This is a genomic window from Acinetobacter sp. ABJ-A23_2, assembly GCF_044538765.1.
In the GTDB taxonomy this organism is placed as follows: domain Bacteria; phylum Pseudomonadota; class Gammaproteobacteria; order Pseudomonadales; family Moraxellaceae; genus Acinetobacter; species Acinetobacter nosocomialis_A.
The window spans coordinates 1-25,704 of sequence record NZ_JBIUCP010000013.1 but is presented as its reverse complement, the minus strand read 5'-3'; the positions used below and the strand labels follow the sequence as shown (position 1 = coordinate 25,704).

The window sequence follows — 25,704 nt, the reverse complement described above, 5'->3', positions numbered from 1 at the left end:
CAGTTTTGTTTATTATCTGCTTAATTACGACTTTAGATTTAAATTATGGCCTTAAACATTCCCGAATCTTTGGCAAACCTCGAGGCAAACAGTGGTGTTTTTGCAGTTTGGATGGTGCTAAAGCATTATGGGGTTCAGGTTGATGTTGCTGAATTGATTAAAGTTTGCCGATATGAGCAAGATGGTACCTATACCATTGCTTTAGCTGTTGCTTTAAAAAAGTTTGGTTTTGATGTTTCATTTCACTCAGATAAAGACCCTAACATTAGCCCCAGTGAACGCATGAGTTATAAAGAAGCAAAGGTATTAAAAATACCAACGGGGCCAGCACTGAGCTATCAAGACACTCAAGTCGCAATTCAAAATGGGCAAATGGTAATCGTGTACTACGACACTTTAGATGGGGTCGGTAATCAGTCTCTTGTTTATTCTATAGATTCAAATGAAATTTGCTTTTTTGATAGTTTCGAACCAATGTCAGCTGCAGTTTTTGAGAATCAGCGTAAAGCAGAAGGAATTTGTCGACAGGCTATTGTAATTGGTGATCGTAATTTAAATATTTATTCGACTACATTAAATTAGGTCAAAGTGAGCCAGTAGAGTTCTGGCTCAGATTGAAGTTATTGTTGTTGATATTCTTGAATCACTTCTAAAGCAGCACGAAAAGCTTCTTGAGTAGCGGGAGCGCCGCAATATGGCAGACTATGCAATAAAGTTTCTTGAATCTCTTCGACTGTACAACCATTGTTGAGTGCACCACGGACATGGCCTTTAAGTTCAGTTGGCGATTTAAGTGCGGTTAGCATAGCCAAAGTAATTAATGAGCGATATTTACGTGGAAGCACACCTTCACGTTGCCAAGTTGATCCCCATGCATGTTCATTAATCCAATCTTGTAAAGGTTGGGTAAAGGGTACGGTATTTTCTTGGGCACGTTTTACAAAAGCTTCTCCCATCACTTCTGTGCGTACTTTTAATCCATTTTCGTAATCTTGCTTAGACATTAATTTCTCCTAAAATAAAAGCGTCGAGTGACGCTTTTATGGCTATTTATTAATTAATGCGAATCAAAAATGATTGCAATAGTGAATTGGTGGAGGCACCAGTCACACTATTTGATGAGGGTTTGACAAAGGTAGGTCCTTATCGAGTTTTTCATCAAAAACATCGGTAAGCATGCTGTCAAATCGAATTGCGTTGTATTGCAATAATTGTTGAGCTTCGCTTTCAGAAATAAAACCTTCTTTTATCGCTTGTGTAATATTCTCTTCAAAAGTAAGACCCGTAAACTTGCCTTTGGATTCAGCTTTCTTAAACTTATCCCAAAGCGGTTCAATGGTTCTTAAAATCTGGAATGTATGCTCTAGACGGCCAGTAACATCATTAGGTTCAGTTGAATAGTACACATGGCGTTTGAGCTGCTCTCTAAACGGATGTTCTTCCATCATGAGTTCAGCAACTTGCTGTTTTAACTCATCGTCAGGTTTTGAAATCACACGACCTAGCGGGAAACATATCCATTTTACAAATGCTGCTGGAAGCTTGGCTGGGAAGTTGTCAAATAGCCCCCAAAATGCTTCCTGAATATTTAAGAACGCTTTTTGTAGTGCTAGTTTTGCGTGCAATTGTTCAGCTTCAGTTTTTTGCCCAGCCTCATAAAATTTTAAAATCGCAGTAGAAATAAATAAGTTTGCATGTATATCAGCTAAACGTCCTGATAGCATTTCTTTGCGTTTTAAATCGCCTGCAAGTAAACCTAGTGACATATCAGACACAAGCGCGAAGTTAGCACTAAAACGGTTAATCGTTTTATAGTAACTTGCAGTGAACTGATCTGATGATTGCGGTGCATCGCTTGAGCCACCTGTCCAGCCATAAGCAAATGATTTTGCACCGCGATTAAAGGTATAGGCTAAGTGTTTAAATAACAGATCATCGAATTTTTGAACTGCATTGGCTTTGTCTTCAGACTGAAGTAATTGTAGCTCTTCAAAAAGATAAGGGTGACAGCGCATTGAACCCTGACCAAAAATCATGAGTGAGCGGGTTAAAATGTTTGCACCTTCGACGGTAATTGCAATCGGGATGGCTTGATAGGTGAGTGCAAGGAAGTTACGAGGTCCAAGCTGAATACCACGTCCACCGGCAATATCCATGCCGTGATTAATCACTTTGCGCATGGTTTCAGTTGCATAGTATTTTGCCATGGCGGTCATCACGGCAGGAGTTCCGCCTTGATTTAGGCCACATGTGACTAAATAACGAAATGCTTCAAGCATATAGGCATCACTGGCAATTTCACTACTTGCTTCTTGCACACCTTCAAATTTACCAACAGAAATATTGAACTGTTGACGAATTCTCGCAAAAGCCCCTACAGTTAAATAGCTCATTTCGCCTGCGGCTGTAGCTAATGCTGGAAGTGAAATACCACGCCCAACACCTAAACACTCCATGAGCATACGCCAGCCTTTACCAGCATTTTCTTGCCCGCCAATAATCCAGTCGATAGGAATGAAAACATCTTCACCCTCTACTGTTCCATTCATAAATGGAGAGCCGGGATAATGGCGTGCTCCAATTTTTACACCTGCATGGCTTGCAGGAATGAGGGCACAGGTAATACCGTATTCGGTTTTATTTTTATCGCCGAGTAGACCTTCAGGGTCATAAAGCTTAAATGCTAGGCCAACTACTGTGGCAATTGGAGCAAGCGTAATCCAGCGTTTAGAGAAATTCATGCGTAGGCCAAGGACTTGAGCGCCTTCATATTCGCCGTAACACACCACACCGGAATCTGGAATGGCACCCGCATCTGAACCAGCTTCAGGACTGGTTAAACCAAAACATGGAATTTCTTCACCTTTGGCAAGACCCGGTAAGTATTGTTGCTTTTGCGCATCAGTACCGTAGTGCATGAGTAGTTCACCAGGTCCTAAAGAGTTCGGAACCATACAACTTACTGCTGCAGTTAATGAGCGTGACGCAATTTTGCTCATAATACGGCTTTGAGCAAATGAGCTAAATTCTTTACCGCCAAAGGACTTGGGGATAATCAGGCCTAAGAAACCTTTATCTTTAATGAACTGCCAAACTTCAGGTGGAAGGTCTTTTAAGTGATGGTGAATTTCCCATTCATTTAGCATGCTGCATAGCACTTCAACTTCATTATCGATAAAACTTTGTTCTTCTGATGAAAGTGTAGGATAAGGATACTTTTCAAATTGCGACCAATCTGGTGCTCCCATAAATAATTCTTTTTCCCACCAGCTTGTTCCTGCTTCCAATGCTTCTTGTTCGGTTGTACTGATACTTGGCATTGAATTTGCCAGAGTTTTATAAGCAGGTTTTGTAATTAAGCTAAACCGTAAAGGCTTAAACAAAATAATAATGCTAAGAGCAATAAGAGGAATCCCTAAAAGCAGTGACCATGGCGTTAAAATGATTGCGGTAAGTATGGCTACCGCAATCATAAGAATGCTACCAATGACTCTGTTTAGGTTAAAAAAGAAAATTGCCCATATTGCAGCGAGCTGAATCACAATACTTAAAACAAAGAGTAGGAAAATCATACTTGCTCCTTGCTAGATAAGCCCTCAAGTTGGAAGTTACAAAAAAGCGAGGAGAGATTTAAGGCTTAACTAGCTAATTTTTTAATGCTGTTTAAATTTAATTTTTTATGTCGCAATTGATGTATATGCTAGAGCAGGGATATATCGTGCTTTTAGATATAAGATATTTTTCAATGAATGTGTAATGGCTTGTTTTATCGATTTGTCAAGAAATGTTATTGATTTTCTTATACAAATAAAAAGCCCTCTGTATTAGAGGGCTTTTAGAGATATTCATTTTATTAGGCTTCGACGACCTGAACCGCGATTTTTTTAGCAGGATCTACTTTACGACGAACTTCTGGAACTGGCTCACCGTGATATTGACGATCAGCAAAGTAACTTGAACGAACCATTGGCGCAGACCAGATATTTCTAAAGCCAAGTTTACGGCCATGCTCTGCATAACGTTCAAACTCTTCTGGCGTTACAAAACGGTCAATTGGCGCGTGTTGTTTAGAAGGTTGCAAGTATTGACCAATCGTCACATAGTCAACATCGTGAGCACGTAAGTCATCAAGTAATGCAATCACTTCTTCTTCAGTTTCACCAATACCGACCATCAAACCACATTTGGTTGGGATGTCAGGGCAGTATTCTTTAAACATTTTCAATAAGTTTAAAGAATGTTGGTAATCTGAACCTGGACGCATCGCTTTATATAGACGAGGTACAGTCTCAATATTGTGGTTGAAAACATCTGGTGGACATTCAGTCATAATGCGTAAAGCAATATCCATACGTCCACGGAAGTCTGGCACTAAAATTTCGAGTAATGTATTTGGACTAAGCGCACGAGCTTCTTTAATACAATCCACAAAATGTTGTGCACCGCCGTCAAGCAGGTCGTCACGGTCAACCGAAGTAATTACTGCGTATTTGAGTTTAAGATTGGCAATGGTCTCTGCCATGTGACGAGGTTCATCAGGGTCTAACGCATTTGGACGACCATGTGCTACATCACAGAACGGGCAACGACGTGTACAAATATCACCCATAATCATAAATGTTGCTGTACCACCACCAAAACATTCTGGTAGGTTAGGGCAAGCTGCTTCTTCACAAACGGTATGGAGTTTTTGAGTACGTAAAGTGGTTTTAATACGCTGAACTTCTTCTGGTGCCGTCATCTTGACACGAATCCAGTCAGGTTTACGCGGCACTTCAACCGTAGGTACAACTTTTACAGGAATTCTTGCGACTTTTTCTGCGCCACGAAGTTTTACACCCTGTTCAGGTTTACGGTGTTCTGACATATTTAACTTTTCCACTCGTTTATAGAGACATTGACATTGTATTATAGCGGAGTTCTTTGGTTAATAGCGGAAAATAACTATTCATATAATAAATGTGGTTATTCAGAAATATAGGGTTGAGAAATACATAAATTCACCGCATATTAGTCATAATCTATTATAAAATATGGTCATTCAAGAGAGGAAGGAGCTTTCAATGCCACGTAAAAAAGAGGTCGTTAGTGGGAATTTCGTTAAGTACGATGCGGTAGTTCTCGGTTCTGGACCTGCAGGTGAAGGCGCGGCAATGAAGCTTGCAAAAGCGGGTAAGCGTGTTGCAATTGTAGATGTACGTGATCAACTCGGTGGTAACTGTGCCCACGTAGGAACGATTCCAAGTAAAGCATTGCGTCAAACAGTTTCTAGTATTATTCGCTATCAACGTGATCCAATGTTTCAAAAAGTAGGTGAATGGAAACAGTTCACCATGAAACAGGTGTTGCGTAATGCTCACAAAGTGATTCAACAACAGGTTGATACGCATACACGCTTTTATGACCGCAACAAAATCGGCGTATTTCATGGCCGTGCATATATTCAAGATAAAAATACAGTTTTAGTTTTTAGCCATGAAGGCATTAAAGAAACAATCATCTGTAAGCAAATCGTGATTGCGACAGGTAGTCGTCCTTATCATCCACAAGGTCTCGACTTTGACCATCCTCGTGTATTTGATTCGGACAAAATTCTTGATCTTGATTACTCAATTCAAAAAATCATTATTTACGGCGCAGGCGTTATTGGCTGTGAATATGCTTCGATCTTTATTGGTTTAGACCATAAAGTTGACTTGATTAATACTCAGCAAAAACTCTTAAGCTATTTAGATGATGAAATCGCCGATGCTTTGTCTTATCACTTACGTGAACAGGGCGTGCTAATTCGTCACAACGAACAAATGGATCATCTTGAAACGTTTGATGACCACGTTGTACTACATTTACAAAGTGGTAAAAAGATTAAAGCTGATGCCATTCTTTGGTGTAATGGCCGTTCAGGTAACACAGAAGGCTTAGGTCTTGAGAACGTTGGGCTAGTTCCAAACAACCGCGGTCAGCTTTCTGTAAATGATCAATACCAAACTGAAGTTGAAAATATCTATGCTGCTGGTGACGTGATTGGTTGGCCATCCCTTGCTTCTGCTGCTTATGACCAAGGGCGCTGTGCTGGCGCAAACATGAGTGGTGAAGATGCGAAGCCAGTACGTGATATCCCAACGGGTATTTATACCATTCCGGAAATCTCATCAATTGGTAAAAATGAACAGGAATTAACGGAAGAGAAAATTCCGTATGAAGTAGGTCAAGCTTCTTTCCGTCATTTGGCTCGTGCACAAATTACGGGTGATACAGTGGGTGAATTGAAGATTCTTTTCCACCGCGACACTTTAGAAATTTTAGGTATTCACTGTTTTGGCAATAACGCTGCCGAAATTATCCACATTGGGCAAGCAGTTATGCACAGCCCAAACAATACCTTGAAATATTTTGTCGAAACAACGTTTAACTATCCAACCATGGCTGAAGCTTACCGTGTAGCTGCACTGAATGGTATGAATCGCTTGTTTTGATTTTAAATAATTTTTTCATAAAAAAGCCCGCAAACTTGCGGGCTTTTTTATTTTCATTAGACCATACGATTTTTATATTTTTATGACAATGTACAGAGTGATTTTAGCGCCTCATATCTCTAGTGTGCACAAAATGCTTGATTAAAATATTCAAATAAATCAGGTGTCTGTTTCCATAAAACGATAGAAAGAACCAGAAGAGCTACAATGAAGAAAGTCATAATTGTTTTCAAAAGTAAGGCATTATGCGTCATGAATAACAGCCTCCTCATTTACAAAGAAATGTACAATTACCCCTAATATACTCAAAGCTATTGAACATAGCCAAATCGCATTGTAATTACCTGTTAAGTCATGGTTAACACCGCCAAGCCAACCGCCAAAGAAAGAACCAACTTGATGGGTGAAAAATACAATACCGCTTAACATTGAAAGATATTTAACACCAAACATATTCGCGACAATACCATTGGTAAGTGGAACAGTAGAGAGCCATAGTAGCCCCATAATGATGCCAAAAGCATATACCGTATAAGTGCTTAAAGGTAATAATAGAAAGGCAATGATTGCGATGCCACGGCTTCCGTAAAGTGCCATTAATAATTTAGGTTTCGAGAAACGGTCTCCCAACCAACCTGCACCGTAAGTTCCTACAATATTAAATAACCCGACCAAAGCAAGAAATACTGTACCTGTGGCTGCATCAAAGCCGTGATCGATTAAATAGCCTGGTAAATGTACACCTAAGAAAACAACCTGGAATCCGCACACTAAAAAACCTAAAGCTAACCACCAGAACGGCTTGTGTTTTCTAGCAATATTTAGTACTTGTTTAAAGGTGAGCTGAGGTTGTGCAATAGCTTTTGGTGTTTGGTTGCTTGGCCCTTTTAACATCCATGCTAGAGGAATAATAAGAGAGATTAACAGCGCACTTACCATTAAAGCTGAAGACCATCCCACTGTTTTAAGTAAGAGAAGGGTGGAAGGCAGCATAATAAATTGGCCAAAAGAACCAGCTGCACTGGCAATGCCCATTGCCATACTTCTTTTTTCTGGTGGAGCAGCTCTGCCTACTGCACTAAGTAAAACTGTGAAAGAAGTTGCTGATAAAGCTAAACCAATAATCAATCCTAAGCTTAAATTCAAAATGAGTACACTTGAGCTAAAAGCCATTAACAGTAAACCAAGGGCGTAAAGCAATCCGCCAACAGTAACCACAATTTTACTGCCATATTTATCTGCGATTGCACCAGTAAAAGGTTGAACCGCACCCCAGATCAGGTTCTGCATGGCGATTGCAAGACTAAAAACATGCTGTCCCCAGCCAAATTCATGGCTCATGGGTACAAGGTAGAGACCGAAACCATGACGGACACCTAATGAAAGGGCCAAAATAATGGCACTGCCAATGAGCATATAAATAAGTGATTGAGAAAACTGGTTGCTTGTTTTAGTCATTGTGAGTGGAAAGTTATAAGAATATGATGAGTCATTGTAGAAGATATATCGAATAATATCGATATATCTATAAAAATATTTAAGAAGAATTAAAAAGTTCTTAAGAATCGTATTTTATGAGAAGAAAATTAAAGAAGCAGACATCATTTTGATTTCTGCTTCTTATGGAAATTAAGCTGCGGAATTACGTTCAAGTAAAGCCTGTTCAAAAAGTACTTTTTCCTTTTCTTTATGCTCGGTTGTGAAGCGAATCAAAATTACGCTACAACCTGCAACCATAACCAGTCCACCTAAAATAAATAGACAGGTTTGAACATCAAGTACACCTTTTAACAAGAATCCTGCTGCAACTGCACCTGCATTACCACCTGCACCAATAATTCCAGCAACACCGCCTAATGCATTTCGGTCAATAAAAGGGACCAGTGCATATGTTGCTCCGCAAGCCATATGGGTAAACAATGCAAAAATTGTCATGGAAATAATTGCAAGAGCTACAACGTTCATTTGAGAGAAGAGTATTAAGAATAAACCTTCGCCTAAAATCATCAGTACAAGTACTTTAGTACGTCCGTCTAAACCTTTTTTGAGTGCGACTTTATCGGAAATAATACCGCCCAATGCACGTGCAAATAAGGCAAGAAGTCCAAATATACCTGCGGTTAACCCTGCTGTTTTTAAATCCATTTTGAATTGGTCAACATAGTACATTGCGGCAACATTATGGATGAAAATTTCAATACCAAAGCAAGCACCATAAGCGAGGAATAAAATCCAGACACGGTAGTTACGAGCCGCTTGCATTAAGATTGCCATGCCACCTTTTTTACCACTACCCACCTCAATACCTTGTGCACGAACTTCTTTAAAGTTTCCTTGAGGACAGTCTTGGGTGAGTTTCCAGTAAAGAACCCCAACAATTACCATCATTACGCCTGGTACGATTAATGCAACGCGCCAACCCATAGTTTGCTCGACACCGAACATGACAATTGCACCGAGTAATAAAGGCATTAGAGCTTGTGTTGCACCACCGCCAGCATTACCCCAACCCGCAGCAGCTGCATTTGCTGTGCCTACGACATTTGGCGCAAACATGATACTGGTATGATATTGCGTAATGACAAAGCTTGCTCCAATTGCACCGATGAGTAAACGGAAGAAAAGAAAAGATTCATAGCTGTTGGCAGCGGCAACACCAAATACAGGAATACTGCCAAGTAAGAGAAGGGTGGTGTAAGTAATACGCGGACCATATTTATCACAAAGTGGTCCGACAGCAAGCCGCACTAAAATTGTAATTGCAACGGCGGCAATATTAATATTGGCAATTTGATCTTTGGTTAAACCGAACTCACCTTTAATAACGGGCATTAATGGAGCGCAAGCAAACCATGCGAAGAAGCAGACAAAGAACGCAAGCCAAGTCATGTGGAAAGCACGCATGGCTGGAGTTGAAAAACTGAATAATTTAATTTCAGTCGCTTTTTTTGCATCTAAATTAATATTTGAAGACATACGCGGTCCCCCTGAACTGAACGAAATTTTAATTTGCACGACAAAATGAATTGTCTATTTGCATACCGATCAGAGCGGACATCTTTGGCCGTCTTGGTTTATCCATTGAATCGCCATTGATTCATCATGATATAAATAAAGCAAACGACGTGCCAAAAAATAATTTTTACTAAAAGGAAAACCTTAGTTTTTAATTTTATTAAATTAGTTAGAGGCTAAGAAAATGAATCATAAAATAAGCATGAAATGAAAAATGTTCATAAGAATGATAGAAGCTAAATTTTGCTAGAGCATTCATAAAAAGTGCTCATTTTTTTAGCATATTGGTTTAAAAAGAAGCAGGCTTAGTCTGCTTAATAAAAAAGCTATAAAAGCTTCAGTAAAGCTTTTATAGCTTAGGTTCTTTTAAAAATTAGAAGCGGTAACCTACACCTACATAGGTAATGAGTGGATCAATATCAATTTTGGTATTCGCTTTAATGAGCTCTTTACCTGTATTTTGGTCAGTAACATAAATTTTTGCTTCACTATTCATTTTTGAATAAGAAACGGAACCGACAGCAAACCAGTTTGGGTTAAAGTCATAAGTTGCACCGACAGTAACAATAGGTGCAAAAGTATCAGTCGCTTCTAGTTTCACAATAGGATTTGCTGAAGATGTTTTGCGATCTAATGCTGCACCTGCCTTATTATCATGGATATTCTGGATCATGTGTCCCGCTTGAATTAAATCTGCTTCAATACCAGAATTCATTTTTAAATCATTAAAATAGGCATACATGACCCCAGCACCTACATATGGGCGGAATTTATTTACCCCAGATTTACCAAATTGATAGTGTAGTTCAACTGCTGGTAACCATGCACGTGCAGTCGCAGCCTTACCACCTTGAGAAAGATCAGTAATATGAAGATCTTGTTTTAAAGGAATATCTCCACCCGCCCCGGAAATTCCACCCCCTATGATTTCTCCAATTGAAGATCCATCTTTTAGTGGAGTCGCTTTTCCAGAAAGGGGAGCGTAAATATTACCTTTTCCATTAATATCTACTTTAGGAGGAATACCGCCTTTAATTTCTAAAGATAAATTGTCCGTAAAGTTGTAGTTAAACATAAGGCCAACAGTATCAACATCAGCAGCTTCTAAGCCAGAACCTTGTTGTTGCCATTGAGAAAGACCATTAACTTCTGCTGTACCTGCAAGTGATGAGGGAAGAGTGTCTGTAAACTTATCAAGAAGGCTAATAGTGCTATACCAGAATTTTCCTGAAGTTTTACTTTGATCGATTGCATCTAAAACGGCTTTTGTAGATACATCTCCAACTTTAGATGTTGTACCTTCTGCAACGCTAGTATTGATATTAACAGGATTTCCTGAGCCTTGAGGCATAGCATGGAGCCAACCAGCCGAGACCGAAAAACGTTTGAAACCATCACCATCTTTTAAACTAAAATAGGGTGAAGCAGCGAAAGTGACTGTAGGCAGAGCAAAAAAGGCAGCTGTCATACAAAATAATGACTTTTTCATCATAAAGGACTCCATGTCCGGACATTTGTTTACTGATTTTTATTGAGCCCACCATAACGCGTTTTATTAAAATGATTGTGTAATAAAAATTAATAATTGTAATTTTTTTGAAATATTTGTTTATATTTAGAAAAAATTATTAATAAAAAGTACAAAATAAAAAATAAAAGGCTACATAAAGTAGCCTTTTATTAAATTTGATTAAATTATTAATTGAAGCGAGAAAGGTCCTCTTCAGGACGAGCGGTTAACACTTCAATACCTGTTTGAGTGACCAAAATAGTATGTTCATATTGAGCTGAGAGTTTATGGTCTTTGGTTACAACAGTCCATTTGTCACCAAGCAATTTAGTTTGCCAAACACCAGCATTGACCATTGGTTCAATCGTAAAAGTCATCCCGGCTTCTAAGCGCATACCAGTACCAGGTTGTCCATAGTGCAATACTTGAGGTTCATCATGGAACACAGTACCAATACCGTGACCGCAATATTCACGTACTACGCTAAAACGTTCTGACTCAACATATTTTTGAATGGCGTGGCCAATGTCACCTAAATATGAACCATCTTTAACTGTAGCCATTCCACGATACATTGCTTCTTGAGCAACTTTACATAAACGGTTTGCCAAAATAGAAGTTTCACCTCCTACGACATACATCATGTTGGTGTCACCGTGATAACCATCTTTAATTACGGTCACATCAATGTTAAGGATATCGCCGTTTTTTAAGATTTTATTTTCAGAAGGAATACCATGACACACGACATGGTTAACCGAAGTACAGATAGAGTGTTGAAAAGCAGGGCGTCCTGGAGCACCACCGTAACCTACGCAAGCCGGAATAGCATGCTGTACATTTTCAATATGATTACGACAAATCGTATCAAGCTCGAGTGTGCTTACACCGGCCTTAATATACGGCTTGATCATCTCTAGAACTTCAGCCGCCAGTCGTCCTGCAATGCGCATTTTTTCAATTTCATCTGGAGTTTTGATTAATCGACGTGGAGCTGTATAAGTACTGTTCATGATCTCTAAAAACTTTTGGTAATTTATAAGTGTATATGGTATAAATAGCCGCCCATTTTATCAAATGCTTTTCGTGAATATCTTTTACGAAGAATATTGATAGATGGAGTAAAAAATCCGCACATATATCGTCACATTACTCTGGGTGCCCGTAAAAAGGTGGAGAATGCGGATATATGGAGGCCTAACCCAACTTTTAAGGTAAAGAAAATGGCAGATTACAACGTAAGCATGCGCGACCTTCTTCAAGCAGGTGCGCACTTTGGTCACCAAACTCGTTTCTGGAACCCAAAAATGCGTCAATACATTTTTGGCGCGCGCAACAAAATTCACATCATCAACCTTGAGCACACTGTTCCTGCGTTAAATGATGCTTTGAACTTCGCTAACCAATTAGCAAGCAAAAAGAACAAAGTTTTGTTCGTTGGTACAAAACGTGCTGCTTCTAACATCATCCGTGAACAAGCTCAACGCGCTGGTCAACCATATGTAGACCACCGTTGGTTAGGTGGTATGTTGACGAACTGGAAAACACTTCGCCAATCTATCAACCGTTTAAAAGATCTTCAAACTCAATCTCAAGACGGTACTTTTGCTAAGCTTACTAAACGTGAAGCTTTAGAACGTACTCGTGAGATGGAAAAACTTGAGCGCTCTTTAGGCGGCGTTAAAAACATGGGTGGTTTACCTGACGCATTATTTGTAATCGACGTTGATCACGAAGCGATTGCAATTAAAGAAGCTAAGAACTTAGGTATTCCAGTTATCGGTATCGTTGATACAAACTCTAACCCAGACAACGTTGATTACGTTATTCCTGGTAACGATGATGCGATCCGTGCAGTAACTTTATATGCTTCAGCTATGGCTGACGCAATTCTTGCTGGTAAAGAATACGCTCAATCTCAAGCGAACGCTCAAGCAAAAGGCGATGACGCTGCGAAAGACGCTTCTGAGGCTTAATGCGTTTTTTGACGCAGGCTTGTCATTTTTGCGACATGTAATGGTGGCAAATTAAGCGTCGAGAGTGCAAACGGCCCAGAGTTTCTTTGGGCCGTTTTTGTTGAACAGATTTATTTTCTACCGATTTTAGGAGATCAACATGACTGCAATTACTGCAAGCATGGTAAAAGAATTACGTGACCGTACTGGTCTTGCAATGATGGAATGCAAAAAAGCATTAACAGAAGCGAACGGTGACATCGAACTTGCTATTGATAACCTTCGTAAATCTGGTCAAGCTAAAGCTGCTAAAAAAGCTGGCAACATTGCTGCTGACGGTGCAATCACTATCGTTCAAGACGGTAATAAAGCGATCTTAGTTGAAGTAAACTGTCAAACTGACTTCGTTGCTAAAGACGAAAACTTCTCTAACTTTGCACACGCAGTTGCTGCTGCTGCTTTAGCTGCTGGCGAAACTGATGCTGCTAAAATCGCTGAATTAAAATTGGCTGATGGCCAATCAGTTGAAGAAGCTCGTATTGCGCTTGTTCAAAAAATCGGTGAAAACATCCAGGTTCGTCGCGCGAAAATCGTTGAAGGCGAAAACTTGGCTATCTATAAACACGGTTTAAAAATCGGTGTTGTAGTTTCTTACACAGGTGATGCTGAGACTGGTAAAGGTATTGCAATGCACGTTGCTGCATTCAACCCAGTAGCAGTAAGTGCTGAAGCTGTTCCAGCTGACCTTATCGCTAAAGAGAAAGAAATTGCTGAAGCGAAAGCGTTAGAATCTGGTAAGCCAGCGAACATCGTTGAGAAAATGGTAACTGGTTCTGTTGAGAAATACTTAAACGAAGTTGCTCTTGATCGTCAAATGTACGTTATCGACAACGACAAAAAAGTTGCTGACGTATTAAAAGCGACTGGTACAACTGTTGCTAACTTCGTACGTTTCGAAGTTGGTGAAGGTATTGAGAAAAAAGCAGAAATGAGCTTCGCTGAAGAAGTTGCTGCTGCTCAAGCTGCTGCGAAGTAATTCGTATCACAATAAAAAAAGCCCCTATGGGGCTTTTTTTATCCCTATTGAAATCGGAATATAAAGATGACAAATAAAAAAAATCTGAGTATTGGCGGCATTATTGTTTTATTGATTGCTGCATATTTCGGTCTAGATTTATCTGGGCATAAAAAAAATCAATCGCCATCATCAAGTCCTGTAACTCAGCATACTGAAACTACGTTTTCAAATGATGGGATAGATACTATAAAAACTGCCTATGACCGCAGACAAAGTAATGTTCAAGTGCAGGGAAGTGGTCGAGTAAAAGCAATTTTAAAAGAAGATAATGATGGGACAAAACATCAGAAATTTATTCTTGTATTAAAAAATGGCCTTTCAATTTTAGTGGCTCATAATATTGATTTAGCACCAAAAATTGACGATTTGCATAAAGGGGATATAGTCGAATTTAATGGTGAATATGAATATAACGAGAAAGGTGGTGTATTGCATTGGACGCATCATGACCCACAAAACCGTCATGAGAATGGCTGGTTGAAACATAATGGACGTATTTACCAATAGAAAAAGGGGTATTCATTTCGGCCCAACAGCAATTTTGTTCTATGCATCTTTTTAAAACATGGTATGTTTTTTTTCAGATAAATAGATGAGATGTATATATGCACCGGGAACAGGCTGACTACGTGCATTTGCGAGAGTTAGGCGGTTTAGAACTATTAAAAGCACATTATCACCAAACGCAATTTTCAAAGCATACCCATGAAGGGTATTGTATTGGTGTGATTGAAGAAGGTGCACAGTCTTTTTTTAGGACGGGTCAACTACACGTTGCTCCTAAAGGTGACATTATTTTGGTGAACGCAGATGAAATTCACACAGGTTCATCTGCTGTCGAATCTGGTTGGCGCTATCGGGCAATTTATCCTACACCTGAAATGCTCGCTGAGGTGAGTCAGGATTTTTTTGAAAATTTTCATGGTGCGCCTTGGTTCCCTCAAGCAGTTATTCAAGATTTGGGATTATCTCAATAACTTTGCTTATTATTTGATTTATTAGAACAAAAAGATAATTTTCTGCTTAAAGAAACCATGTATTTATCAACATTAGCATGTTTGATGATGCGTCATGGTAAATCACGGCACGCCTTTTGCGAGCTACCAGAAGCTTATTCGAAAATCTTAAAAGTTAAAGATTTGTTGGCAGATATACCTGAAAATAATTTTTCTTTGCAGGAATTGGCTGACATGGTTGGATTAAGTGCTTGGCATTTTTTAAGACAATTTAAAAAACATGTGGGTTTACCACCACATGCTTGGCTAGTGCAGGCACGTTTGCAAAAGGCGAGGCAGTTATTAAAACAGGGTATTCAAATTGTAATGGTTGCACAGCAATGCGGATTTTCTGATCAAAGTCATTTTAACCGCCACTTTAAAAAGGCGATGGGCGTTACACCTACCCAGTATGTAGCTAGTCTTAATCTCTAAGATTTATTTTCATTTCTAAACGCAATTTTGTTCAAGAGAAGCTAACCTGCATATAAGAAAATCTATAAATATTTAATGTTATAGATGTCTAGAGATGAATACTCGTTTAAATCAATCTATTAGATTTTCTAAAAACCAACCTTCGTATCTTTTTTTTCGAGGGGCGGTAGATATATTGCCATTGTCTATTTCGGTTATTCCGTGGGCTATTTTGGCTGGTTCAATGGCAATTCATGCAGGTTTATCATTTTATAAAGCATTAGCAATGTCAGGAATTGTATTTGCTGGTGCTGCACAATTGGTCAGTTTGAGTATGGTGATGGAAGGTGCATCATTATTAACGATCTATGTCACGATTTTCTTTCTTACTGCACAGCATTTTATTTATGCATTAACTTTAAGAAATGATATTTCTATTTTGTCTTTACCCAAACGATTAAGTTTAGGCTTTCTATTAACAGATGAATTATTTGCGCTAAGTGCTCCGAACGAAAAAAGACACCCCCACTATTTATTAGGGGCCGGTATAAGTTTTTATTTATTCTGGGTAGTTTTTAGTCTAGTTGGAATTTTGTTGGCTACGGCGATTCCTAATTTATTGTCTTATCACTTAGACTTTTCGATTGTTGCTATTTTTGTGGCCATGATTGTTCCTATGTGTAAAGGAAAACCTGTCATAGCAGGAGTTTTAACAACTTGTGTTAGTGGTTTTGTTCTCAAATTTTTTCACATTGAAGGCGCCATTCTGATTTCTGGTTTATTGGGAATGCTTATTGCCGTTATTGTGGAAAATAGAGTAGGAGAAACATGAAATGTCATGGTTCATGATTTTAGGTGTGGCAGTAATTGTCTTTTTTAATCGTTATTATTTTTTAGAACCTACTGTAAAAGTAAAATTACCAGCACTGATGAATAAAATGCTGAATTATTCAGCGCCTTGTTTATTGAGTGCTATTTGTATACCGGTAATCTTTTTTGAAAGAAATGAATTGAGAGGGACTTTAGTTAATCCATATTTATATGCGACAGTATTTTGTATTGTAATTGCTTTCTATTTCAAAAAAGTTTTGCCCAGTGTTCTGCTCAGCCTAGCATTTTTCTATTTTATAAATTTTCTAATAAATCAGTAAATTTAAGCTGAATCTAAAAAAAGATTCAGCTTTTTAAAAATTATTGAGTAATCAGTTTGTTCTGCCGACTTTTCCACTTAGGTAATATTTTTGCAAGATAGGCATCCATACACCAGACTGGACCAATCAATAAAAATTGTAAATCTTTAAAGAAGGAAGGTTTTTTCCCTTCAACTTTATGTCCGTAAAATTGTCCAATCCAAGCAATTACAAAAAGAGCAATATAAAATCCCACGCCTACAGGTAAGACATAAATAAGCCAAGCCATCACAACGAGAAGTGCAGCCATTGCTACTGCAAGTACGAGATCGAGTCGAGCATAGAAAATTAGAGTCAGTACAATGAGTAAAGCAGTGAGTAAGGCGCTAAAGTGGGCAATGATTCCGATAATAGAAAATAAAATAGCGGGAACGCATACCCAGTGGATTTTTTTATTTGTTGGATTTTGATGACTTTCACTATATTCATCAAACCATTCACCAATAGATTTCATAGATCTTGTTCTCCGTGTCTAATTTTGAGTCATTCTTTTTATGTCTATATTTTATCCTGTTGTTAGGTGGGTAGACAAGAAAGTCGCAAATCTTCCTTATCGTTCATTTATGTATCTTTAAAAATTTAATGACTCATTGTTTGGAAAAACAGGAGGGAAAAAGTTCAAAGTTGGACTTAAAAAAGAGCGAGATTTATTTAAGGAAAATCAGGTTAGTTATTTTTGGATTTTGAAGTGAGGAAATGACTCAGAAAAGCACTTTTTTATGAGAAGTGGGAAAATAATAGAAAAAGACTCAACTCAACTTGTCTTAAAACGCGATAAATAGCTCTTTTTAGACTAAAGTGGTACTAGGGTAGCGTAATTTTTTTAAAATAGCTGTAATCGAAAAATATAAGCAAAAAAAGATGGGTAAGAAAATGATGTGTTTTTGGGTTAAAAAATAATCAATTTTGTAATTGGAAAATGAGTAGAAACATAAAATTTTTGAACATAATTTTTTTATCGTGAACTCCAAAAATTAAAAAAGCCACAAATTAAATTGTGGCTTTTTCATGAACTCTAGGAGTAATCGCTTATGAAGTAGGACCGTCTACACGTTCAATACTTACTTTAGCAGTACCAGCATTGGTAATACCAAGGCGTTTTGCTGCACCGTATGATAAATCAAGTACACGATTTGCATGGAATGGACCACGGTCGTTTACTTTTACAACCACACTTTTACCATTGTCTTTGTTTGTAACACGGATATAACAGTTCAATGGCAGACTACGGTGAGCAGCAGTAAGTGCATTCATGTCGAATGTTTCACCACTTGCAGTTTTACGACCGTGAAATTGACGACCATACCAAGATGCCATGCCAGTTTGGCTAAACTTACGAACAGTATTTGAAGCTACTGTGTTAAGTTTTTCAATCACTGAAGGCTCATCTTCAGGGATTTCAATTTTAGCTGCGATAGCTTGACGACGAATTTGATCGCCAGAACGTTCAGTGATTGAAAGACTGTTAATGTTAGAAAAACGAGAATTAAAGCTTTGAGTATCTTTACTCAACACACGGGCAGCTAAATTAGCATTTAGACCATCTACATCACTGTTTAATGACGATGACTGCATCATTTCAGCGTGCAGCGGGGCCATACTTAAACTAGCCGTCAGTGCAAGAATGTATTTCAGCGATAACTGCATTTATATAAACTCCTGAGAACATGCTCTTTTTCTTTTAGCCGGCAGGCTAAAAATTGAAGTGAACATGCCTAATTATTCACTTTTGCAATTGCTTGATTGGGGTGGATAATATTCATCGCTTACGGAGAGTGTCTAGTCTTTAACGAGAAATAGTTACAAAAAGGGCAAAAACTTACAGTTTTAGATTAAAAAATAACCAAATATGTAACAAGGTATTTAAAATGTGTGTATTGTGATCGATTTAACAAAAATATTTATTGACTTTTACATAAACTCATCAAAAAGCTAGCCTATCGGCTAGCTACTTCTGTGCCTAACAACCATACAGCAGTCGCATACATTCGGCTTTTATTATAAGTCGTAATTACTTGAAAATTCGGATAGGTTAAATAGTAAATTGGACCGTTATAGTCTTGTAATTGAATAACATTTACCATATCTAGATCATCAATTTTAACTAAAGGATTTAATGGTGAAATCCCTTGAGTTTTGAGTACGCCATATGGAGAGGGCTGAGTTAGGTCTTTGGCAATGATATTTTCTGGATTTGAGCCAACATAACGAGCCATGAAGCCAATCGGTTGATCGCGTTGCCATCCTTGTTTTGCTAAGTAGTTTGCGATTGAACCAATTGCATCTTCCGCAGAGTTACGAAGATCAATGTGCCCATTACCGTCAAAATCGACTCCATATTTACTGATATTGCTTGGCATAAACTGTGGGTAGCCAATTGCTCCAGCATAAGAGCCAACAATACTATTGGTTGGATAGCCTTCTTTATAGGTCCATGCAATCAGAGCAGCTAACTCATCACTGAAATAATCAGCACGGCGCGGGTAACCAAATGCTAATGTCGCAAGCGCGTCACGAGTGATGAAAGAACCTTTATTGGCTCCATATCCTGTTTCAACACCTAAAATACCTAAAATGACAGCTTGAGAGACACCAAATTGCTGCTCAGCTCGGTTAAGTGCATCTGCATATTGGTTTTTAAAGCGGACACCACGCTGAATAGTACCTTCAACCAAAAACATAGAGCGATAGTCGTACCAAGGCTTACTTTCACCTGGGCGAGTCATAATATTTATAATGTTTGGTAAATTTTTTGCACCGCTCATCGCGGCATCGACTTGTACACTGCTTAAACCATAAGTATTCATGGCTTTTTGTTTAAAATTTAAATAATTAGGATCATTTACAAAATCATTGGCCTGAGCAAAATGACTTGTGCTCACTAGACCAGTACACAAAGCGAGTACTTTTAAAGTTTTATTAACAAATTGAGACAACATATCTTTTTTAAATTCCAAATTATCGATGTGTATGAATAGACATGACTAAACCAAAAGTGGCCATTAAAGTAATAATAGCGGTACCGCCATAACTCATAAAAGGCAAAGGAACACCCACTACAGGTAAAATACCACTGACCATTCCTGCGTTTACAAATACATAAACAAAAAAAGACAAACCAAAGGCGCCAGCAACCAAGCGGCCATAATTATGAAAGCTTTGTAAACCAATTTGGAATGTTCTAAAAATAATAGCTGAATAAAGAATAACTAATATAAGTACGCCAATCAGGCCAAATTCTTCGGAATAAGCCGCAATAATAAAGTCAGTATGACCTTCTGGTAAAAAGTGTAAATGTGACTGTGTCCCTTCAAGAAAACCTTTACCTGAGAAACCACCAGAACCAATAGCTGTTTTAGATTGAATAATGTTCCAGCCTGTTCCTAATGCATCTGCTTCTGGGTCAAGTAGCGTTAGAACCCGTTGACGTTGATAGTCGTGTAAAAGGAATTCCCATGCAATTGGAATAACAATAGCAGCACAGGCTGCTGCTGCGCCGATCATACGCCAAGATAGACCACTTAAAAATAGTACGAAAATACCACTCGCTAATACGAGTAGGGATGTTCCTAAATCAGGTTGTTCCGCAATGAGTAAAAAAGGAACACCAATTAACATTAATGATAAAACAACTTGAGAAAAGCTGGGAGGAAGTGGTTTGCGTGCTAAAAACCATGAAATCATCATTGGCATACCAATTTTCATGAACTCACTGGGTTGCACACTTCCGAAACCCGGAATATCAATCCAGCGTTTAGCCCCCATACGAACTTCACCAAAGACCATAACCCCAATTAAGGAAAATAGTGCAAATAAATAAAAGTAGGGTGAAAAAGCTTGATAAACCTTAGGGGGAATTTGAGCCAGACCAATCATGACTAAAAAGCCAATACCAAAGCTCATGGCCTGTTTACTGACTAAGCCTACATCTTGTGCAGATGCACTATATAGTACCGTTAAACCTAACAGAGCATTTAGGAATAAAAATAGGCATAACCAAGGGTCAATATGAAGTTGCTGCCAGCGTGATGGTTGCATGGCAGTACTAAGACCATCTCGAGGAGCTTGGCGTAAAAATTTATATTGTGGACTAGGAGACATGCGGCTTTAACTAGGTCAATCAGTGCTTGGCGCATGCTAACATAAACCTGATTTATGGCAATGTATATCAATATTTTGCAATAAAAAAACCTGGCTCTCGCCAGGTTTCCGATAGTCTATTTTCTGTTAGTTAAAGAATAGACCATCATGATATTCAGCCATCGCTTTTAGTTCAGTGCGATTTAAACTTGGAATGAGTTTATCAATCGCGATATGAACCGCTTTAGTCACAGCAGCAGCACCAATATCGGCTGCTTTACGCTTAATCATGCCTAAATCTAATGTCTTGTTAAAATCAGACATAAAGTGTCTAACCATAGCATCGCCAAACTGTTTATAGAGTTCAGCTAATGCTGCTTTATTAATGTCATTACCTGCTTGAAGCTCAGCAAAATTATGCTTCAAATTAGTCACTAAGCCCGCATCTAAAGCTACGCCAACTTTATATTGACCTTGTGGATCTTTAAATAAGCTTTTCTCTGAAAACTCAACTGACTGTTTAACAACGTCATTTTGTGCTTTACTGAGTAATTGCTTTAAAAGTACGGCAACTGTAGATTTGACATAACCAGCAAGTTTTTCGGCAGTATCTCTTTTTTCACTCGCTGGGAAATGTTGTACTAACTGAATCAGTACATTATCAATAATTTCTTCATTGAGTTGTAAAGCAATTTTGTCTCGAAGTGGATATAGCGGTTCACTAGAATTTTTATTCGCAATTCCAGTCTGCATATCGTTCAATAAGCCTTCAGAAGGGGTAAAACCAAAAAACGGCATGATGTATCCTCAAATTATTCGTTTTATTGTCGTGCCAATCGAATCGGTTTTGGCATCCATGATAGATCCGATACTCGGCAAGGATTGATATCAAGTCCACCGCGGCGAGTATAAGTTGCATAAACCATCAGCTTTTCAGGCTGCAAATTTTGCCAAACATCTGCAAAGATTTGCTCAACACACTGTTCGTGGAAACCGTTATGCTGACGGTACGAGATAATATAAGCTAAAAGACTACGATAACAAGGTTTTTTACCCTTAAAACGGATAAAAACTGTACCCCAATCCGGTTGTCCCGTGACTGGGCAGTTACTTCTCAAAAGATGAGAATACAGCTCAATTTCAACTTCTTCACCAGACTCATCCAATTTTAAAAGCGATGCATCGGGATGTTGTTCTAAACGTTCAGGTGTTAGATCATCAATACAAATGCCTTGTGGCTTGGAAATATCGAGATCATCTACTTGAAATAGCGTTAGCTCAACTTTTGCACCTGCTGCAGCAGATAAATCTTTTTCAACTGTTTCAATGAATAACGCTTTAGAGTCAAACTGAGTGAAATTAAGACTATTGAAGTAAAGTTTTAATGACTTTGATTCAATCAAATTTGGTGAAGAAGCTGGCAATGTAATTCTGCCAATAGCAACCTGCGGAATACCGTGCGAGTTTAACCAAGATATTTCAAAAACATGCCACCAATCTTTACCTTGGGTAATGCCTTCAATATGTGAATAGTTTTCACGAGATTGAGCACGAGCGATTGGAAATAACACATCGGGTTGATAGCTAGTTGGATACTGGGTTTCTTTACCCAATAAAGACTGTTCGACACTCATTCACGCATTCCTGAACCACGAGCAAGTAAATAGTAAGCAACTCCGTAAAGTACAACACAACATAATGTCACAACGATTAAAGAGAACGTAACGTTCACGTCACTATGACCTAAAATGCCGAAACGGAAAGCATTAACCATATACACAATAGGATTAATTAAAGAAAGTTTTTGCCAAAAAGGACCAAGTGCACTAATGGCATAAAACACACCACCTAAGTAGGTGAGAGGAGTAAGTACAAATGTTGGAATAATAGAAATATCATCAAATGATTTCGCATAGACTGCATTAATGAAGCCACCTAAGGAAAATAAAACAGATGTAATTAATACTGTATATATAGTTACGAACCAGTTATGTATAAAAAGGTCAGTAAAGAACATACTCATCGCAGTAACAATGGCACCCACTAATACACCACGACAGATACCACCAATGACATAGCCCCATAAAATAATATGTAATGGCACAGGGCTCATAATAAGTTCTTCAATACTTTTTTGGAATTTCACACTAAAGAAACTGGAAGAGACGTTTGCATAACTGTTGGTAATAACAGCCATCATGATTAGGCCGGGCACAATAAACTGCATGTAGCTTACACCGCCCATTTGCCCAATACGTGAGCCAACCAAATTACCAAAAATGACAAAATACAAGCTCATGGTAATTGCAGGTGGTAATAAGGTTTGGGGCCAAATGCGAAGAAATCGGCGTACTTCTTTACGAACTAAAGTCCAGAGGGCAATTTGCAGTTGGTTAAAGTTCATTTTGCCTCTCCTTCAAGATTTTTCTCAACCATTTTGACAAATAACTCTTCAAGGCGATTTGATTTGTTACGCATACTACGGACACGAATACCTTGTGACTCTAAAAGTTGGAATAAGTCATTTAATGTATGAGCCTTATCCATTGTTACTTCTAAAGTGCTGCTATCAATTAAGTTGAATTTCACACCAATAATATTTAACTGGAGTGGGGCAATTGGTTCTGCTAAATCAAAAATAAAAGATTCTTCACTCAACTGGTTTAAGAAACTTTTCATGCTGGTGTCTTCTTTAATAACGCCACGGTCAATGATGGCAATTTGGCGACAGAGCATTTCCGCTTCTTCTAAATAGTGTGTCGTTAAAATAATAGAAGTGCCACTTTCGTTCATTTCGGTTAGAAAATCCCACATAGAACGGCGTAATTCAATATCTACACCCGCAGTAGGTTCATCTAAAATAAGAAGTTTAGGCTCATGCATCATGGCGCGGGCAATCATTAGACGGCGCTTCATACCACCAGACAGCATACGTGCTTGTATATTGCGTTTTTCCCACAAGCCAAGTTTTTCTAAATAATGTTCGGCACGTTTTTCGGCAATCTTTTTGTGAATGCCGTAATAGCCAGCTTGAGTGACTAAAATATCGAATGCTTTTTCGAACTGGCCAAAATTAAATTCTTGAGGAACGACGCCAAGCTGTTGTTTTGCCAAGGACGGGTGTGTATCGAGATTATGCCCAAAAATCTCAACTGTTCCTGAGGTCTTTTTTGTGAGGGAGCTGATAATACCAATGGTTGTTGATTTGCCGGCACCATTTGGGCCTAACAACGCATAAAATTCACCTTCAGGCACAGTGAGGTGAATACCTTTTAACGCCTGAAAACCATTACGATATGTTTTGGACAAATCTTTTAATACCAAAGCATCAGTCATGAAATTCTCACATTATGAAAGAGGGGTATATTTTGAGCGATAATGATCAATAAACCAAGTAAAATAGTCGGAATTTTATGAAATTGGGGTAAATGTATGAGACAACTGAGTAGTTGATAGTCACTCTATGTTTGAGATTGCTTTTAAGATATTGATTTATAAAATTAAAATATTTTTTCAAACCTATACATGCCATAAAACTTAAAATGCCTAGAATTTCTACGGGTTTTGATCAAATCAGAAATTAAGTTTGAAATTGAGGTTCCTAAAATAAGGAATTCAGAACAACTTCGGAAATTTTCTGCTGACAGGACATTATACTTTTAATTGGTAAAAAAGGACATTACTTAGAGGTTTGATTAGACTCAGATAATTTGAATCAGTGAGTGTCTTCAGTCTGTTGATAAAGTTCTTAAATAATCAATTTTAATTTCATATAGATTTGTTTTATGTTAAATTTTTAAACAAAATGTTTATTGTTAATACCTTTGTATTAAAACATAATGTTTTGTTGGTAAGAGTGCTTAACGACAGCATTGTTTTTGAATTAGTCATAATGGACATCTTGTAATGGAATAGTCGGATACTCTTGAACATGGCGACTTGGAGGGACAATATCAGTTACAGCTACAATAGCTTCAACTTCATCCATGTCAAAGGTAGTTCTTTTTTCACCATTAACAGCAAGTAGATGTAAAACATCATTTACAATCCCAATAAACTCTTTAACAGTTCTTCGGCCATCTTTTAATTGGACCTCCACAAATTCTGTTGCGGTAGGTGTTGCATCTGGATCACATACGATATACCAACCATTACGAATTGCTGGGTACATTGAATCGCCTGTACCTTTAACAGCATAAGCATGAATACCTGCGGTTAAAGAGGGGACATAACCATCGCCACTATTGCCGCCATATCCCATCTCAGTATAATAACCGTCATAGCCCATCTTTGAATAAGATTTCACAGGAATCCAGCCTCCTGATTTTGAATATGTTTTTAAATTTTTCTCATTATAAATTTTTTCAATTTTAGACTGACCTTCACCTGTAAGTATCCATGCATAGTCTAATTTCAATTTTTGAGCGACCTGCAGCCCACCTTGTTTTGAAATACCACGCTTGTCCCAATTATAAACTTTTTGTGAATCTACATCGAGTAATGAGGCTAATGAATTGGCATTTAACCCTGTTTCATCATAAATGCGCTGCATAGTTGGGTGTAGCTTTTTATCACTCATAACAAAACAACCATAAAACAATTAGTAGAATTTTCTCAAATTAAAAACATCTTGTGTGAAACAAAATGATTGACTATATAAAACAAAATGTTTTAAAATTTGTCAATCATTTTGTTTTGGAGCTTTTTATGGCGCCATTTCTATAAGCTTAAAATTCATTATTAAAAAAGTAGTGCTACTGAATTCATATGTAAGTTGAAAATATTGCTTTCATCTTACTGATAGCTGGATTATTAGCTTTTTTTCATCAAAACAAAATTTAATGAGCTTCTAATAGGTGTAATTAGGGAGGGTATTAATTTTAATAATATAAGATCTGATTATTAGATATAAAACTTCTAAGGCTATTTAAGAGAGCTGTTTTAAATAAAAAATTATTTTTAATAGATAACTGAGGGAATCAAATTAATCT

The 25,704-nt window shown here is 38.0% G+C and carries 23 protein-coding genes and 1 pseudogene; 8 read left to right on the top strand and 16 right to left on the bottom strand.

Features of this window, described 5'->3' with window-relative positions:
* The first annotated feature begins 45 nt into the window (after positions 1-45).
* On the top strand, positions 46-582 hold the full coding sequence (locus ACH63V_RS06615; RefSeq protein ID WP_396463042.1) for a cysteine peptidase family C39 domain-containing protein: 537 nt from the start codon (positions 46-48) through the stop codon (positions 580-582).
* Positions 583-620: 38 nt separating this feature from the next.
* Here the strand turns inward: ACH63V_RS06615 and ACH63V_RS06610 are convergent, their stop codons facing one another.
* The 3 genes from ACH63V_RS06610 to lipA all read right to left on the bottom strand — a co-directional run bounded on the left by ACH63V_RS06610 (position 621) and on the right by lipA (position 4,867).
* The gene (locus ACH63V_RS06610) at positions 621-1,004 is read right to left on the bottom strand and encodes a carboxymuconolactone decarboxylase family protein (RefSeq protein ID WP_000043121.1); all 384 of its coding nucleotides are present in this window, start codon (positions 1,002-1,004) and stop codon (positions 621-623) included.
* 102 nt (positions 1,005-1,106) lie between these two features.
* Positions 1,107-3,572, bottom strand: a complete 2,466-nt coding sequence (locus ACH63V_RS06605; RefSeq protein WP_396463041.1) for an acyl-CoA dehydrogenase — start codon at positions 3,570-3,572, stop codon at positions 1,107-1,109.
* A gap of 281 nt (positions 3,573-3,853) precedes the next feature.
* A complete protein-coding gene (gene lipA / locus ACH63V_RS06600; protein ID WP_396463040.1) occupies positions 3,854-4,867 on the bottom strand; it encodes a lipoyl synthase in 1,014 nt (337 codons plus the stop codon).
* Positions 4,868-5,063: 196 nt separating this feature from the next.
* Here lipA and sthA point away from each other — a divergent pair, with 196 nt between their 5' ends.
* Positions 5,064-6,476: a Si-specific NAD(P)(+) transhydrogenase gene (gene sthA / locus ACH63V_RS06595; protein ID WP_004700414.1), complete on the top strand. Its 1,413-nt coding sequence runs from the start codon at positions 5,064-5,066 to the stop codon at positions 6,474-6,476.
* A 243-nt stretch (positions 6,477-6,719) separates the two neighbouring features.
* Here sthA and ACH63V_RS06590 read toward each other — a convergent pair whose 3' ends face one another.
* The 4 genes from ACH63V_RS06590 to map all read right to left on the bottom strand — a co-directional run bounded on the left by ACH63V_RS06590 (position 6,720) and on the right by map (position 12,014).
* Positions 6,720-7,934 (bottom strand): MFS transporter, encoded by a 1,215-nt coding sequence (locus ACH63V_RS06590; protein ID WP_396463039.1) that lies wholly within the window; start codon positions 7,932-7,934, stop codon positions 6,720-6,722.
* Positions 7,935-8,105: 171 nt separating this feature from the next.
* Positions 8,106-9,452 (bottom strand): MFS transporter, encoded by a 1,347-nt coding sequence (locus ACH63V_RS06585; RefSeq protein WP_396463038.1) that lies wholly within the window; start codon positions 9,450-9,452, stop codon positions 8,106-8,108.
* Between the two features lie 412 nt (positions 9,453-9,864).
* Positions 9,865-10,983, bottom strand: a complete 1,119-nt coding sequence (locus ACH63V_RS06580; protein WP_396463037.1) for an OmpW family protein — start codon at positions 10,981-10,983, stop codon at positions 9,865-9,867.
* 206 nt (positions 10,984-11,189) lie between these two features.
* The gene (gene map, locus ACH63V_RS06575; protein ID WP_396463036.1) at positions 11,190-12,014 is read right to left on the bottom strand and encodes a type I methionyl aminopeptidase; all 825 of its coding nucleotides are present in this window, start codon (positions 12,012-12,014) and stop codon (positions 11,190-11,192) included.
* 210 nt (positions 12,015-12,224) lie between these two features.
* Here map and rpsB point away from each other — a divergent pair, with 210 nt between their 5' ends.
* From rpsB to ACH63V_RS06545, 6 genes and pseudogenes are all read left to right on the top strand, one after another.
* On the top strand, positions 12,225-12,977 hold the full coding sequence (gene rpsB, locus ACH63V_RS06570) for a 30S ribosomal protein S2 (RefSeq protein ID WP_001982118.1): 753 nt from the start codon (positions 12,225-12,227) through the stop codon (positions 12,975-12,977).
* A 139-nt stretch (positions 12,978-13,116) separates the two neighbouring features.
* Positions 13,117-13,992 carry a translation elongation factor Ts gene (tsf, locus tag ACH63V_RS06565; protein ID WP_311069331.1) on the top strand — a complete coding sequence of 292 codons (876 nt, stop codon included), beginning with the start codon at positions 13,117-13,119 and terminating at the stop codon, positions 13,990-13,992.
* A gap of 66 nt (positions 13,993-14,058) precedes the next feature.
* Positions 14,059-14,541 (top strand): DUF3465 domain-containing protein, encoded by a 483-nt coding sequence (locus ACH63V_RS06560; RefSeq protein ID WP_396463035.1) that lies wholly within the window; start codon positions 14,059-14,061, stop codon positions 14,539-14,541.
* A 98-nt stretch (positions 14,542-14,639) separates the two neighbouring features.
* Positions 14,640-15,464, top strand: a pseudogene (locus tag ACH63V_RS06555) (AraC family transcriptional regulator).
* Between the two features lie 94 nt (positions 15,465-15,558).
* Positions 15,559-16,275, top strand: a complete 717-nt coding sequence (locus ACH63V_RS06550) for an AzlC family ABC transporter permease (RefSeq protein ID WP_396463034.1) — start codon at positions 15,559-15,561, stop codon at positions 16,273-16,275.
* Between the two features lies 1 nt (position 16,276).
* The gene (locus ACH63V_RS06545; RefSeq protein ID WP_396463033.1) at positions 16,277-16,594 is read left to right on the top strand and encodes an AzlD domain-containing protein; all 318 of its coding nucleotides are present in this window, start codon (positions 16,277-16,279) and stop codon (positions 16,592-16,594) included.
* A 40-nt stretch (positions 16,595-16,634) separates the two neighbouring features.
* Here the strand turns inward: ACH63V_RS06545 and ACH63V_RS06540 are convergent, their stop codons facing one another.
* The 9 genes from ACH63V_RS06540 to ACH63V_RS06500 form a co-directional block, all read right to left on the bottom strand.
* Entirely contained in the window at positions 16,635-17,087 is a 453-nt protein-coding gene (locus ACH63V_RS06540; RefSeq protein ID WP_077163000.1) for a DUF962 domain-containing protein, read from the bottom strand.
* A 575-nt stretch (positions 17,088-17,662) separates the two neighbouring features.
* Positions 17,663-18,280 (bottom strand): septal ring lytic transglycosylase RlpA family protein, encoded by a 618-nt coding sequence (locus ACH63V_RS06535; RefSeq protein WP_396463032.1) that lies wholly within the window; start codon positions 18,278-18,280, stop codon positions 17,663-17,665.
* Positions 18,281-18,570: 290 nt separating this feature from the next.
* A complete protein-coding gene (gene mltB / locus ACH63V_RS06530) occupies positions 18,571-19,572 on the bottom strand; it encodes a lytic murein transglycosylase B (RefSeq protein ID WP_019457156.1) in 1,002 nt (333 codons plus the stop codon).
* A gap of 19 nt (positions 19,573-19,591) precedes the next feature.
* Positions 19,592-20,734 (bottom strand): rod shape-determining protein RodA, encoded by a 1,143-nt coding sequence (gene rodA / locus ACH63V_RS06525; protein WP_019457155.1) that lies wholly within the window; start codon positions 20,732-20,734, stop codon positions 19,592-19,594.
* A 126-nt stretch (positions 20,735-20,860) separates the two neighbouring features.
* Positions 20,861-21,511 (bottom strand): hypothetical protein, encoded by a 651-nt coding sequence (locus tag ACH63V_RS06520; RefSeq protein ID WP_396463031.1) that lies wholly within the window; start codon positions 21,509-21,511, stop codon positions 20,861-20,863.
* A 23-nt stretch (positions 21,512-21,534) separates the two neighbouring features.
* Positions 21,535-22,347 (bottom strand): NADPH-dependent 7-cyano-7-deazaguanine reductase QueF, encoded by an 813-nt coding sequence (queF, locus tag ACH63V_RS06515; RefSeq protein WP_311069324.1) that lies wholly within the window; start codon positions 22,345-22,347, stop codon positions 21,535-21,537.
* Positions 22,344-23,117 carry an ABC transporter permease gene (locus ACH63V_RS06510; RefSeq protein ID WP_077165428.1) on the bottom strand — a complete coding sequence of 258 codons (774 nt, stop codon included), beginning with the start codon at positions 23,115-23,117 and terminating at the stop codon, positions 22,344-22,346. Before ACH63V_RS06510 ends, queF begins: the two co-directional genes overlap by 4 nt.
* On the bottom strand, positions 23,114-24,049 hold the full coding sequence (locus ACH63V_RS06505) for an ABC transporter ATP-binding protein (protein ID WP_396463030.1): 936 nt from the start codon (positions 24,047-24,049) through the stop codon (positions 23,114-23,116). The genes ACH63V_RS06510 and ACH63V_RS06505 overlap by 4 nt, the downstream gene beginning before the upstream one ends.
* A gap of 547 nt (positions 24,050-24,596) precedes the next feature.
* Positions 24,597-25,292, bottom strand: a complete 696-nt coding sequence (locus ACH63V_RS06500) for a S24 family peptidase (RefSeq protein WP_396463029.1) — start codon at positions 25,290-25,292, stop codon at positions 24,597-24,599.
* Between the last annotated feature and the right edge of the window lie 412 nt (positions 25,293-25,704).